This is a genomic window from Paraburkholderia oxyphila NBRC 105797, assembly GCF_000685075.1.
In the GTDB taxonomy this organism is placed as follows: domain Bacteria; phylum Pseudomonadota; class Gammaproteobacteria; order Burkholderiales; family Burkholderiaceae; genus Paraburkholderia; species Paraburkholderia oxyphila.
Map to the genome: position 1 here is coordinate 1 of NZ_BAYD01000081.1, position 14,269 is coordinate 14,269.

The window sequence follows — 14,269 nt, forward strand, 5'->3', positions numbered from 1 at the left end:
ACGACAATTCTGACGCCGTCGAATTTCTGCGCCTGACGGACATGCAGTACCTTGTCGGCGCGGACATCGGCGATGACATCGTCGACGCCATTATCGAGAAGAGGAAGGATGACCCGGAGATGTCCACGCGGACCGTCCGTGAGCTGATTGCCATCTTGCGCCAGCAAAAGGACCGCATCGCCGCCGACAAGGAGCAACTGGAATCAGTGAACGACGAGTACGCTGGTCTGCTTGAGCAGTTCAACTCAGCCAGCGGTGAAACCAACCGGCTTCGGCACGAGATTGAACAGCTGCGCTCACAACAAACTACCGCCCAGGAATCGACCGACCGGCTACGCAACGAACTGGCGCTGAGCAGCCAGAGCACAAACGCCCTTCACCGGCAGCTTCACGAAACACAGCAGCAGTTGGACGCGGCACGCCGCGAGCTCCGCGACCAGTGCGCGCGCAAGCCCGAAATGGAAGATCCACAGGTAAAGGAAGATCTTAAGCGTCTTGAGACTCAGTACGCCGACCTGCTTTCCAGATCACGCAAACTCGACGACGAGATCGAGGAGAAGGGCCGACAGCACGCTCTGATCGCAGCAAAGCTCGAAGCAGATACCGCGGCGCTCGAAGCGGCCCGCCGCCTGGACGAAGAGATGAGCGCGCTCGTGAAGGACTTCAGCGCTTTCGCTCAGCGTTATCACAGCGCGCAGCTCCTCTGCACGGCTGACGGCAATCAAGCCCGCTTCAAGGCGGTCTTCCAGGCGCTTGGGGACCTGGTCGGAAAGATCCATGTGGAAATCAACGCGGCGTTGAATAAGGCGGCATAGACGGCTCCGGATTTCGCGAGGGTGGCCGCGCTGCGCGGCCACGCGAGTGACACAGCTAACAGAAGTGAATAATGAATACGGCACCAACCCACGTTAAGTCCGCAGATGACTACAAGGCCATCGAACACCTCTACCTTCCCCGGTGGAAGGCTGAGCACATCCGAGCAATCAACTACGATCTGTTCGACCACATCAAGCAGGTCCTGATCTCGAATCCTGCCTTCAACGCGATCTACCGCGTCGAGGTCAAGGAAATAGACCACCTGCGCCACAACGAAAATTCCCTGCGAAGTCTCCTTGGCGCGCCCTTTCTCATGCTGTCCCCGTCACTGCCGACTATTGAGGACTGGCGCTGTTTCGTCGACGCGACGCCCACTACGCGCGCGGTCGACGAGCTGCGCCGCAAAATGCCGCCGGTGCGTGACGCGCTGACCACGCAGGCGATCCAGCATCACAACAGGCAATTTCTCGACGTCATCCAGTCGGTTGCTAACACAAGCATCTTGAGCGCGCCACTGCTCGGCATGACGCCGGACCTCGCGCGTTACCTGGGCGAACTGCCCGCGTACAAACTGCGAACTGCGCTAGAGGGCATCCGCGACCTGCCGCTGTTCCAGTGGCGTTTCGTCAGCCCCGCATTCTGGTTCGAGTTTACGGCGAACGACCTCAGTCTCGAGCAGGTCGCCCACCACATCATGTGCACGACACCGTTTCGCGCAGGCGAACTGCCCCATACCGCCAACTGGGCCGAACTGCGCCTCGGACGCGAGACGCACGAGATGTACGCGGCGGCCCTCATGGCACATGGGTGCCGCGCCAGCACTGCCGCGACACTGTTCCGCTTGCCGCAGAGCAAGACCCGCCAGATGTACATGGCGATCCATGGAAAGCCCTCCCCATGCGGCAACCAGCCCAACTCGCTCCAATGGTTTGTTGAGAAGCCGCACCAGCGTCTGCACTCGTCTGTATTCATCTGGCTCTACCGCTCCGCGTTGAACATGGGGGCGAACACGCCGCAGGCGCTGATCGCCGCCGCCGACCTATACAACCAACTTTTCCCATCCGGACGCGCGCTGCTCGCCACCGATCGCGGCTACAACCTCACGCGAGCGATGGCGGCGGACGCCCGGCTGTCGATCGCACCATGCCGCGGGTGCCAAACGCACTACATCGTCTCGAACAACGAGTCGAAAATCGAAATGCGCAACAGCTTCAGTTGCCCTGCGTGCAGCAACACCCTCGTGCCGCGCGTGCGAAGCGGCAAGGGAGCCATCTAAGTGCAGGTGAACCAACCCTCCGAATTGCCCGCGGGCCTCGTGGTGTTCAGCGCCGATGGAACGGCACAGTTCGGCTGGCGGAACCCGGAGACGGGCGCGTTCTACGCCGAGGACGACGGGCATTGCATCGTTGACGCGGTGGCCGGCGTGCCCTGGCGCGCCGGGTCTATGCATTAATGGGAACGCCTGCGATGGAAGACCTTGCATGGATGGTTCGTGACAGCGCGTCGGCGTGGCTTCGTGGCTATGGTGATCCGCGTTTCGACAAGTACGAGAGTTTCTACCGCAAGGCGCGCGCGACGACCGACTCAGCCAGCGACCTCGAACAGATCAACGAAGAATTTGTTCGATGGATCTCAGAGAGGCCGAGCAGGCTAATCAGTCTCCTCAATCGGCCAGTCGTTGCGCACGCACTAATCGCCTTCACAGCGGTCTGGATCGCCGGCCAGGCTCTTCCCCACCTGGCTAGCACTGCGCCGAAGTCAACGGGTGTGCTTCTGGTCGCCGCATTCATTGGACTGCGGATTTTCCACCGGAAGCGCCGGAACGGCACCTGACTCGATTCAATTCGCATGGAAGCCCTTTTCTCTGGCGGGCTTCTTAAGCTTTCGCTTAAAGATCTTCCTAATTCTTACCGTTACCGGTAGGGTGCGCCCCGCGTCCGCCACGGGAACTTGACTTCTTGCCCGGCCCGACAGACTGGTATCTGGCTCGCGCGAAGGGCGCAGCTAACAACAAAGGACCTGAAAAAATGAATCAAAAGAAAATCACCGCGCTCACGGCCATCTCTTTCGCAGCTGCATTGACGCTTGCCGCTTGCGGCGGCGGCGGCGGTAACAGCGGCTCCGGCAGCAACAACTCGTCATCGCCCTCTGGTTCGTCCAGCAGCGGGACGACGCCTTCGTCGCCGACGACGGGTAATGTTTCAACGCCGCAATACAACGCCAACAGCGCGCAGCTCGCCGTTTTCAATACGATCAACGCGCAGCGCCAGCAATGCGGCTTCCCTGCACTCACGGAGAACACGCTTCTCGATCAGGCCTCGCAAGCGCACGCCGACTACATCGGCAAGAACGGCGGCACGATCACTGACACGGAAGTCTCGGGCAATCCGGGGTTCACTGGCGCTACATATGCGGATCGCGCCACGGCGGCCGGCTATCCGGGAAGCAGGGTCTGGGTGGCAGGTGAAAGCGCAGGGTACTATACGAACGGTACGCTGACCGAAGCCGCCTACGGAACGAGCATTGCAACCGCATGGGCGAGCGGGGTCTATCACGTCGGGGCTTTTGTGTGGCCGGCTACGCAGATCGGCGTCGGCTGGAACGAAACGACGTACAACGGATTCCCTGAAGCGCATGGCGTCATCACGCCCGCGAATCTGCAACCGATAAGCGGCAGCCTTCCGTTGATGTTCCCCTGCGATGGCGCAACGGGGGTTCCCTATAAGGTCGTCGGTGAGACGCCCACTCCGCCCAATTCGAACGGTACTTACGGACCGACTTTGGCCGTGTCGGGAAATCCGGGCGACACCGTTGTACTAACGTCTGGAACCCTGACCGACACCTCCGGCAATGTCATCACCATGCAACTGCTCAATTCGACAAATGACACGAACAAGCTGATTCAACCGTTCGAAGCGCGCGCCTATTCCGCCACACCGCTGACTGCGAACACGAAGTATTCCGTCTCGCTCTCTGGGGCCATTAACGGCACGCCGTTCAGCCGAACCGGCTCGTTTACGACCGGAAACACAGTCGGCTAATCATCGCTGGAGCGTCGCTTGAAAAAAGGGGTGCAGGCTTCATGGACTGCACCCCTTTTCATTTACCCGGCCAACATGGCCAACTCAAGAGAGTCAATGGCAGGTGCCAGGGTTCTTCATCAGGCCAATAACGGTCATGTAAGTGACATTGGTTGTTCCGTGCTGAGTCCAGCAGATGCTTGCGGCAGCGACGTCGTTTCCACCGTACGGGTCGGACTGATACCCGACAGAAACGTACACGTCGTACAGGCTCCCATCCGATGAGCCAGGCATCGAGCCAGGAGTCACAACGTTTGACCCCCAGCAACTTGTATATGGTGCTAACGTACCCGCGCTATTAACGAGCGGGGTATAGACATTGGTAAAGCTGGCCGCGCCGGTCATCGTGCCGGCAGGGTTAAAAGGAAAGTCCCCGGGAGGGTAAAGACTATAAACCGGACCTCCCCGAGGGAACTGACCTACAAAATTCGTGTAGGGATTCATACCGGCACAGGCGGACTCTTGTTGAGAAACTGAAGGAGCCTGCGGGAGGCAACTCAGGCCGACCCAGGCTGCTCCGTTCCAACCCGGCGCTGAAACCTCGTCGTATCCGGGTTGGCAGCTTGGCGGTGGCTGATAGCTGCATTGCGGAGCGGACCACGAGCTACCGTTCCACCCGGCCGGTGCACTCGTCACCCAACCGGGACCGGTTGAACATGTCGGTGGCGCCTGATAGTTGCACTGCGGCTGCGTGAACCGGGAGCCGATCCAGACCGCGCCCGACACGGTAGTCCACCCCGGACCTGACGAGCACGTCGGTGGCGTCTCTGCCGCGCGATACTGTGGCGCAATGCAGCTTGAGTCCTGGTAGCCATATGAGCAGTGCGCGGGCGCCGCATGTGCCCCGCTCACGAACAGCGCGAAGACCAGCCCGCCGATCACACGCCACCACCACGTCATTGCGTCTTTCATCAAAATCTTTCCTAGTAGGCGCAATACGTTTCGACGACGCCCTGTGCGCCAATGTCTGCGTAGCTTCCGTCCGTCAGGTAAACCGTCCATGGCCCCGTCCCTGACACATATGCGTTCAGGACAGCGGTCGAATCGATCCAGAAGGCTTGCGGCACCAGCAGAATTTGCGGCGAGCCACCCGAAGAACATGGCGGCGCTGGCACATACGTGCCATACGTCACGTTGTAGTATTGATAGCGCGGTGCGGGGCCGCTCACTGGGATCAACTGGTTTCCCACACACGAGAGAATCTGCCCCGAACCGTCGGCGTTGGCATAGAGGTTTGTCGTGCCCGGCGGCGACGAGCACCAGCCCCGGGGAACGCCTGTATTTGCGATCGCGAGTGTTCCGTTCACAACAGCGTTACCGTGAACGGTAGCCGCCCCGGTGTCGATCGGCGCTGGCGTGTTGCCTGCGGCGTTCTGCACGTACAGCGTGCCCGGAGAGAGCACAGCGTTGGACACCGCGACGTTGGACGCCGAGACAGCGGGTGCAGCGATCGTGCCCTGCGCGTCGATGCTCCCGACGTTGTGCAGGTCCACGCCGTTGACGTTCTGGCTCCCCGTCCAGGTGAGGCTGCCGTCGCGCCGGATGTACAGCGAATTTCCATCGGCGCTCGGGCCGTTGGTCGCGAGAATGGTCGCCGCCGGCGTTCCCGTTAGCGGATTGCTCGCCGTCCATGCGCCGTTGATGCCCGAGATCGTCTGCGGGTTGCTCGTCGACGAGTAGCCGAACTGCGACCCGTTCGCGCTCCCCGCAAGCGCTATCTGCGCCGCGCCCACCACGTCGGGCGTTCCGTTGCGCGTATAGGGCAGCGACGGATAGAAGACCCACGACACATGGCAGTTGCCCGCCTGCGCGGTACAGCCGGCGGGCAGCATCGCCAGCTGGATCGTGTAGGTACCGCCCCAGAATGGCCCGGCGCGGTACGCCTGCTTCAGGTTGCCTGCCGCCTGCAGGTCGGCCAGCGTCGGCGCCGGAAGCGACGGGTTTCCGGACTGCGTGTACCGGGTCAGCAGCGTCGAATAGTTCTCGCTGGCCCAGCTGCCGAGAGCGTCTGCGATCACCGCTTCGTTCAGCCCTTCGGTGGCCAGCAACGTCGAGCGATGCTTCTGGATGTCTTCGCGGATCGAGTACACCGTCAGGATCGCGGACGCCGCGAGGAAAACCATCATTTCAATGATGCTTCCCATGCCCAGTCCTTAGCTGCGCGTCGTGTACAACCCGACTGTGGCCACATTACCCGCCGAGCCGCAGGCGGTGCCAGCCGTCGCGCTGTTGAACGTGGTCGTCGGGCTAAAGACCACGGTGCCGTTGACCGTTACCTCGGTGAACGTATTGACGAGCGCCGACACCGACATCGAGCAAACCGCCTTCGGCACTGGGTAAGTCGTCACGATCGCATCATTGGCCGTTGTCACCTTGCCCGGCACGGCCGTGACTGCCCCGCCGAAGATGCCCGTCACTGCCGAGTAGTCGCTCGCCACACGCGCACCCGCCGCATCGAACGCGTGGTTCGTCGCCAGCGAGGTCAGCGTTTCGCCGGAGAAATCAGCATCGTTTTGCGTCGCATTCTGGATGCCAGAGTGGAACATGCCCGCCTCGCTCGTGAAGCTCGAGGACTGCACCATGTTGCGCACGAAGGGCACACCGAGGAAGAGCGCCACCGCGAGCAACGCGGCCGCACCCAGCACGGCGCCCGCCTCGATCAGCGAGAGTTCGCCCGTCTGCTTCCTGAGCCGGCCCAGCCGGAGGCTCGCCTGCTTCTGCCCGTAGGTACGTTGAGTGACATTGGTTTTCATAGTATTCCTTAGTTGAGGTTGTTACCCGTCGTCGCGCCGAGCGCGCTCTGGAGACTTGTGACGCCTGTGACGACATAGGAGCCCACACCGAGGCCAATGAACGCCGCAGCGGCAATGCCGAGCAGCACGTAGTGGGTGATGCGCGCGTTACGCTTGACCGCCTCCACCACCCGGTCGAGGGAACTCCTGCCAAGCGACTTGATGGCGTCCACGAAGTTGTCGCGACGCTCTGCGTCTGCGATGCGGTCAACGACCTCTTCGGAGAAAATCCCCGTGGCGAACGCGCGCATCGGCTGTTCGGGCGAAGCCTTCAGCCGCCGCTCCATGCGCGAAACATTCCAGCGCAGCCACGGATCGGCGTGGCGCCGGATGCGCTCGAGCGCGCCGGCGAGGGTCAGGCCGGAATCGAGCAGCCCCGAGAGCGAAACGATGAGCAGCGCCGCGCGCAGGTCCCGGCGGTTGCGCCACATCAGCGGTGCGGCGTCAACGCGGTTGCGCAACTCGCCAGTCCAGCGCTTCAGGCCGTAGAAATAAGAAACAACGAGGGCACCGATCAGCGATACGTTCAGCATCCAGTACCCGTAGCAGTACGTATCGATCACGTAGAGGAACCTGCCAGCCGGCATCCACTGGTCAAGCGGCCGAACTTCGAGCACCTGCGGATAGACCATGCCGCCGAAGAGCATGCACAGGGCGTACATGTAGCCGAGCAGCACGACGGGATAGGCCATCTGCATCGCGGTCGTGGTCGAGAGGATGCGTTTGGCCGATGCGGCCATCTCGCACAGGTCAAAGCCGCGACGGGCGGCATCTTCCTTGCTCGAGGCGAACGCGAGATCCAGCAGCGCGAACTCATCGACCGGCACGAAAGGCTTGATCGCGAGCGCAAGGCTGTCGCCCTCACGCATACGCTCCTCCATGGTGTCGTAGGCCAGCCAGACAATCTGTCCACGGTCCCGCGCACGCTTCTTGAGCACCTGCAGGCGTTCAATCAGCGTTTCGCGGTTGCGCAGACTCGTCGCCTGCTCGATGTCGAGACGGGACTCCCGGTAGAAGGATTCGCGCAATCTCTGGAAGCGCCACTTCGCCAGTTTCAGACGCTCGGCGCGCGGCAGGCGCATGCAGATTCCGTAGAAGACGCGACCGATCACGCCGGCATCCTCCCGTCACGATCGGGCATCACGCGGTACACGCTGAACGGCTTCATCGCGCGGTCGATAAAGCGCGGATCGATGAGCCCCCGGGACGCCTTGTAGAGCGCGTGCTCGTAAATCGTTTTGCCAGTCATGTCGGCGCTGCCGAAGTCCGCCGTGCGCTCGCGCCGCCACGACTCTTCCGCGCCCCGCCAGTCACGCACGGCGATCCGGTCGAGAAACTCCGGAGTGGGCCGGTACAGCTCCATTGCAAGTGTCTGCCCCTTCGTCCCCGCCGCAACCTTCCCATCGCGCGCGACCAGCCCCTGCTTGCGGCAATGCTCGCAGCCGTCGTCGTTGCGGCAGGCCATCTTCGAGGTGTCGAGGCCGAACTTCGTACGCAGCAGCGCGAGTTCGGCTTCGCCCATCACTTCGGCAGCCGGGGTCTTGCAGTGCGGGCAAAGCATCGGGATCAGCTTCTGGTTGCCCACGGCGTTGATGAACTTCTCCGACGAGACCTCGTCGGCCGTCATCTGCAGCCGGTCCCCCATCAGCCGCATGAACACACCGATGATGCTGTCCGCGTGAATCGTGGTGCGCACCGGATGACCGGTCAGCGCGAGCTCCACAACAAGACCCGCCACCGCCGAGTCGAGGATTTCTGCGACCGTGAGATCGTCCGGGTCCATACGCATCAGCGTGCGGATAATCGTAGCGACCTTGCGCCGGAACTCTTCTTCGGTTTCGTCGAGGCCACGCGGGACCGACTGGTCGGACAGCCACGGCATCGGATATTCCGAGGGCATGCTCACGGCGTACTGCTTCTTGAGCTCGCGCCCGTCAATCATCCAGGCGAGCGCGCGCAGCAACGTGCTCTTCGCCGACCCCGTTTCCCCGGAGAGCAGTACCGCTCCGCCGCTCACGTGCCCGAGCGACTCGACGATGGCAAGCTGGCTCGTTTCCAGGCCCATCGCATGCGGCATGCGAACGGTGTAGTTGCGGAAGTTGCCGTCGAGCAAGCGCAGAGCGACGTCGAAACCGCCCACCTGGGGCGCGCTCTGCCAGCGCAGGTTCAGCGTATCGGTCGCGAGCGCCAGCGGGATCATGGCCGACTGCGGCGCAGTTGGCTGGAACGCATTGCCGCTGTTCGTGTTGCGCTGGACGAGATCCTGATAGGACGCCGACAGAGCCCGCAGCACGGTCGCCTTGGGCATGCGCCGGTACGTGTAGAGATCACCGTCCACCCGAAAGCGCAGCTCTGCGTCGGACTGGTAGTCGCGCGATTCCCAGTGGACGTCGCTCGCACCGTAGGCGTGGGCGGCCTCGATCACGTCACGGAAGAGCGCGATGGCGCGCGAGCCTTCGGGAAGTTGACTCGAAACCCGGATGCGCGCGCGCTCGTAGACATCCGCGATCACTTCCGCAGTCGCCACCATTTCCTCGCGCACCGAGATATGCGCACGCTCGAGGTCGCGCAGATAGGTCGTATAGAGCGCGCCCTCGTGAAACGCGCGTGTGGCGATCACGACGGCCATACCGGCCTGCATGTCCACGGCAACGAATTCACGTCGCGCATCCGGGGTGATGCGCAGCGTTGCGTCGGGCGTTGTGTCGCACAGCACGCGCTTGAAGTCGGCGAGCGCCTGCGCGGAACTTAGCTGCGGCATGCCAACCGGTATGTACTCGATGTCTGGTGTGGCCAGCGCAGTCCGGGGCAAACCGTCTGCCTGCTGTTCCTGCGGGTCCTGTTCCCGCGCGTGCGTCGCCTGTCGGGCTGCATCGTCTGGCCCGACTTCAGAAGGCGCATCCGGTTCTCTCCACGGCGATTGCGCTTCAGGCTGCTCGCCAGGGTGCGCATCTAACGGCGCTTCGGGTTGCGCGAGTACAGCGACGCCGCGCGGCTCGACGGCTCCTGCATCCGGCCATGCGTGGTCCTGCGCTTGAGGCGAAAGGTCCGCGACCGAGACAGGCTCGCAAGCGCGGTCCTGCCCAGACACCGTACCGGTCTCGACAGACTCGACATCGGTAATGTCCGCGTCACGCAGGAACGCACCCAGCGAGCCCGAGGGTGCACCCGCCCCCTTGCGGACTGGACGCACCGGGCCAAACGCGGGCTCAACGGGCACAGAAGACTCCGAGTCTTCCACAAAGCCACCGCGCCACGCTCGCAGACGGGCCATCACGCCGCCGCGGGGCTTTTCGTTTCCTTCCAGATTTCCAAATAGCGACATCATTGCCTCCCGAAGCCTGAGATCGGTTGAGCCAGGCTGACCCCGGCGGGCAACGGTGATGACAGGTCACCCAGCACGCCGCCCGAAGCGACAGACGAACTCGACGAGTCCTGTGATCTGCCACTCATGGGCACACGCCAGGTGTGTTTGCCTTGGGCGACCGTGACCCACAGACCATCGACCCCGCGCGCGACCCAGCCATTGAGCAATTTCTCGCCCACGCGCGCCGGATAGACTGCGCCGTTGTACTCGTAGAGGACGTGCTGCCCCCTGTCGTCGACGTATCCGCCAACGAACGACACAGGCGTTGTGCGCTCGCGTGGAACGTAGGCCTGCACCGGAGGTGCCAGTGTGCTGGCCACCGGAGCCGGCGGCTTGAACATGACGCTTGTGCCGCTCGCGGTGGGCGTGTCCGCATCTCCCCGCAGCGATCGCGTGAGTTTGTTGCGTGCGAGGTTGTCGATATCGCGCAGCGTGAGGTGCGATTCATCCGGTGACACAGGAGAACTGGCCGCCGTTACGACTTCCGGGACTTCGACCTGCGACGCCGGGGCGGCGGGCGTCGACGCAGCGCGCGCCACGACCTCCGGCTTTGCGTGTATTTGCGTTGATGAGCTATCGGGCGCGATGGCCGCTGCGAACGACGGAGTCGGGGCCTGCGATGCCGCATGCGAAGAACCGCCGGCCGCAAGCATTGCGATGCCCACAGGAAGGGCAAGGCGAAGAGATTTATTGGACAACATAGAATTTGCCTTTCGCAACGAAATGGATGCCGACCTTGCCTAGTTCATCGGGTGCGGCGGTATCGAGCTTCACGTCCATGGACTCCAGGACCATGTTGGATGGCAGCGCCGCAAGCAGCGGCGCCTGCCAGCGATAGCCGTCGATTTCCCAGTTCCCTTCGCGCAGCAGCGCCTGATGGCTCTCGCCCGCGGGCGGCGGCGATGCGAGCAGCGAATGGCTGGGCTCGAGGCGCACGACGTACCCGAAGCTCTTGAGATCGAGGGGCGTCACGGACAGGCGCTGCGGCGGCGTCTGCAGCATCTCGATAAGCTGCTGCTCGTCGGGCCACGCCTTCATGTGCTCGACCGACAGGCTCTCGGCCTTCGGTATCGCAGGCCCGCGCGCGGTCAGCCGCATGCCAGCGCGATCGAACGCGAGCGGCAGCATCGCGACCGGTACGGCGCGCGTGAAGTCCTCAAACGACCCACCCGCGCGCTGGTACGTCAGCGAACAGAAGCCAGTCGACGGGCACGAGGCCGTCTCGAACTGCCAGCCGCTGCGGTTGGTGTCGATGGTGTCGAGCTGCGCGAGCACGCGAGGCACGAGTTCCGATGCCAGCGCTACCCTGCCGTCAAACACCTGGCGCATCGCCTGCTCGTACTGTTGATCCCAGCTGGGCGGCGCGGTCACGATTGGCGGTGGATTGAGCATGGTCCACATCTGCTTCGCCGCAAACCCGCCAATCGCGAGCACGAGCAGCACCACGACGGCGGTCGGAATGCCGGTTGGCACGCGTCGGATACGGCCGGCTTTCTTCAGCTGCAGGAGCTCGCCCGGGCTGAAGGGTTCGTCACCCGGCGATAGCCCATCGCCCGAGACGAGGACGGTGAGGGACAGGCCCAGCTTCGCGCATTGCTGCGCGACCTCGTCGCGCCGATTGCCCGCCTGCGTGAGTGACAGGACCTCATCGTGGCGCACCGCGCCGCGTACGACATGCACGAGATGAACCTGTCGGCCGTCCTGCATCAGCACGAGGACAGCCGCCTTCGCACGCACGCGCTCGAGCAGCGCCACGCGCGCCGCGCCCGAGTAGAGCGTCAAGCGGCGGATCTCCCCCGCTTCCGGCGCGCAGAAGCCGCCGATGAGCTCCGCGCCAATCTTCATCTCGACGACGTGCGTCGCGGAAAAGTCTTCAGCGTAGCGGCTGCGGCCCTCCTTCGCGTCTTTCGCCGGATAGGCGCTCCAGTCGAGACCGAACGCAAGGCGCGCGCGCTTTTCTCCCGGCAGCGGTTCGGTGATATGCATGGCGGCACTCACATTGAGGGCACAACGGAGGCCGTGAGCATCACAATCTGGAACGTGCGCGACTTGTTCCACGTCCCTGTGAGACCGGCGATACCGGCGTTCGTCGTGTTGTCCGCGGTATCCGTCACGGCGCCATAGAGCACGATGGTCTGGCCGTCCGAGAGCGCGATCGTCTGGTCATCCTTGCTGCCGGCCACGTGGCCGAGCTGGATCGACTGCTGGGTCTGGCCGGAGCCCACCGAGGCCGTCGTAAACGGACTGCTCTGCTTCGAGCTGTCTCGCCAGTACGCGAGCACGATCTGGTTGTGGTCATTGACCGCCGGGAGGATATGCACGAAATCGCCCGTCGTCAGCGTGCCAGGCGTCAGGCCCGGTACGCCGCCGGACGTGCCGGTCAGGCTGCCGGTGGAAGCCGAAGTCGAGCGCAGATAATCGTCCGACTGGAAGTTCGCGACCGACACCGGCAGACCGTTGAGGGTCATCTTGGTGATCGTGTTGTCGGAGATCGTCTTGCCGTACTGGTTGAGCGCATTGATGACGGCGTTCGTCCCTGAGAACGGCGCGTTCGGCTCCAGAACGGACAGGCCCATCGTGCCACCGCCCGAGGAAAGCGAGGTCGGCGAGAGAAAGCTCACGGCCCACTTCGCAAGGCCGCCCTGCATGCGGTTGAATACGACGTCAGCATTCACGCCCGCCTGGCTACCCCGGTTTAGCGCAATCTGTATCGTGCGCACGCGCAGCACGACCTGGCGCGTCGAGATGGCATTCTCGTTCTTGAGCAGCGCGCCCATGCGATCCGCCGCTTCCTTCGTGTCATAGACCATGACCAGGCGGCTCTGCGGATTGACCGTGATCTTGCCCATAGGCGAGCGAAGAGCGTTCAGTTCGGACTGGATGATCTCCATCTGGTCGAATTCGCCCTTGCGCCCGGACGACGTCACCGCCGAGAACGAGCCCGTCTCGGTGCTCGAGCCACCGGTCGATCCCGAAGACTGGTTGCCGGTCGAGGTGTCGGTGCCCTTGGACATCTTCGACTCGATCGACACCTTGCCCGGGATGGCCGCGATCTGGTACATGCGCGTCACGAACCGGGTGATGTTGATCGTCGATCCGTCGAATGACCAGTCGAGCCCGAGGTTCTCGCTCACGTCGTGCAGGTATTGCCCCACCGCGCACGACTCGCACGGCTGATCGTAGACCGGCTCCTCGTTGGACTTCATGCCGCCGCCCATCGCGATCTGCGTGCTCTTGCCGTCGCTGCCCGGGCGGGGAATCAGCGCGTCGCGCGAGATAAAGACGTCGGGGCTCACGTGAACCGGGTAGCCCGTCGCATTCGACACCAGCGTGGCGATTGTCTTCACGCCGAGTTTTGGCGGGAACGTCACCTTCTTGTCGCGGAAGACCGAGGGCAGCGTCGCCTCATAGGCGAGCGGCACGGGACGGTCGCCGAGGAAGGCGCCGGGCACATCCTCGACAAGTTCCATGCCCTGGCCGAAGCCGCCGTACGCCGACGTGGCGCTGGCGTTGGCCTTGTCGTACGCGTCGTTGACGTCACCCTGAGTCACGGCGCAACCAGCGAGCGAGACCGCTAGGGTCGTAACACCGAGGGAGTGGTAGCGGAAATGACGCATCGGATCAGTCCTTGCAGTTGGCCGCGCGCGCAATCACGCGGATGACGTTGTTGGTGTGCTTGCAGACGCGCGCCGGTGTGCGCATGTGGTTAGTTGCCTGCATGACCTGCGTGAGCACGGAACGGAAATCACCCGAGAACGTTGCGTTGAATTCCACGGGCAGGTCATCATCGATCTTCCAGGCGAGCTGCCAGCCGAGCGTCTGCAGCCAGCGGTCGAGTGCGTTGCGCAGGTTCATGTCCTGCGGCGTGATCGAGAACGTCAGCGTGCTCGCCGGATCTCCGGCCGGCCCACCGGGCAGCACCAGGGTCTTTACCTCTGTCGAGGCGATCATGGGCGTGGCGGACGCAAGGGGCGAAGATACAGATTCGCTTGTGGCCTCGGGCACGGCTGCAGCGGATGCGAGAGCGACCGACCGAACCGGCGCGGGCGAGGCGGCACCCGCGTTCATGCCCGGGCCGAGCACTTGCCAGCCATCGCCCGCAGGTGGATGCACGGCCGACTGGTCCGGATCGATTGAAGCCGTAGCGCCCGGGCAGTTCGTCAACGCCAGCACGGCCAGCAGCGAGGTCGCAAAGAGGGTATTTTTTCTCATCG

General features: G+C 63.3%; 12 protein-coding genes and 1 pseudogene. 5 read left to right on the top strand and 8 right to left on the bottom strand.

The features are described from left to right. The 5 genes and pseudogenes from BO1_RS60415 to BO1_RS35105 form a co-directional block, all read left to right on the top strand. Positions 1 to 815, top strand: a pseudogene (locus tag BO1_RS60415) (hypothetical protein); the annotation flags it as partial. Positions 816 to 886: 71 nt separating this feature from the next. Further along, complete coding sequence (locus BO1_RS35090; protein WP_043287870.1) at positions 887 to 2,092, top strand: FlhC family transcriptional regulator; 1,206 nt, start codon at positions 887 to 889, stop codon at positions 2,090 to 2,092. Beyond that, positions 2,093 to 2,269, top strand: a complete 177-nt coding sequence (locus tag BO1_RS60420) for a hypothetical protein (protein ID WP_167338421.1) — start codon at positions 2,093 to 2,095, stop codon at positions 2,267 to 2,269. Positions 2,270 to 2,283: 14 nt separating this feature from the next. After that, positions 2,284 to 2,649: a hypothetical protein gene (locus BO1_RS35100; protein WP_028221563.1), complete on the top strand. Its 366-nt coding sequence runs from the start codon at positions 2,284 to 2,286 to the stop codon at positions 2,647 to 2,649. Between the two features lie 194 nt (positions 2,650 to 2,843). Then, positions 2,844 to 3,857 carry a CAP domain-containing protein gene (locus tag BO1_RS35105; protein WP_028221564.1) on the top strand — a complete coding sequence of 338 codons (1,014 nt, stop codon included), beginning with the start codon at positions 2,844 to 2,846 and terminating at the stop codon, positions 3,855 to 3,857. 962 nt (positions 3,858 to 4,819) lie between these two features. On the opposite strand, the gene BO1_RS35110 is transcribed toward BO1_RS35105, so the two are convergent. From BO1_RS35110 to BO1_RS35145, 8 genes are all read right to left on the bottom strand, one after another. After that, complete coding sequence (locus BO1_RS35110) at positions 4,820 to 6,040, bottom strand: hypothetical protein (RefSeq protein WP_028221565.1); 1,221 nt, start codon at positions 6,038 to 6,040, stop codon at positions 4,820 to 4,822. A gap of 9 nt (positions 6,041 to 6,049) precedes the next feature. Next, entirely contained in the window at positions 6,050 to 6,649 is a 600-nt protein-coding gene (locus BO1_RS35115) for a type 4 pilus major pilin (RefSeq protein ID WP_028221566.1), read from the bottom strand. 8 nt (positions 6,650 to 6,657) lie between these two features. Then, positions 6,658 to 7,770, bottom strand: a complete 1,113-nt coding sequence (locus BO1_RS35120; protein WP_028221567.1) for a type II secretion system F family protein — start codon at positions 7,768 to 7,770, stop codon at positions 6,658 to 6,660. Positions 7,771 to 7,796: 26 nt separating this feature from the next. Next, a complete protein-coding gene (locus BO1_RS35125; RefSeq protein ID WP_407670038.1) occupies positions 7,797 to 9,908 on the bottom strand; it encodes an ATPase, T2SS/T4P/T4SS family in 2,112 nt (703 codons plus the stop codon). A 104-nt stretch (positions 9,909 to 10,012) separates the two neighbouring features. After that, positions 10,013 to 10,756, bottom strand: coding sequence for a hypothetical protein (locus tag BO1_RS54030; RefSeq protein WP_156992558.1), 744 nt, complete (start codon positions 10,754 to 10,756; stop codon positions 10,013 to 10,015). Continuing rightward, positions 10,743 to 12,041: a hypothetical protein gene (locus tag BO1_RS35135; RefSeq protein ID WP_028221569.1), complete on the bottom strand. Its 1,299-nt coding sequence runs from the start codon at positions 12,039 to 12,041 to the stop codon at positions 10,743 to 10,745. The genes BO1_RS54030 and BO1_RS35135 overlap by 14 nt, the downstream gene beginning before the upstream one ends. A gap of 8 nt (positions 12,042 to 12,049) precedes the next feature. Beyond that, a complete protein-coding gene (locus BO1_RS35140; RefSeq protein WP_028221570.1) occupies positions 12,050 to 13,672 on the bottom strand; it encodes a type II secretory pathway protein in 1,623 nt (540 codons plus the stop codon). A gap of 4 nt (positions 13,673 to 13,676) precedes the next feature. Next, positions 13,677 to 14,267 (bottom strand): toxin co-regulated pilus biosynthesis Q family protein, encoded by a 591-nt coding sequence (locus BO1_RS35145; protein ID WP_028221571.1) that lies wholly within the window; start codon positions 14,265 to 14,267, stop codon positions 13,677 to 13,679. Between the last annotated feature and the right edge of the window lie 2 nt (positions 14,268 to 14,269).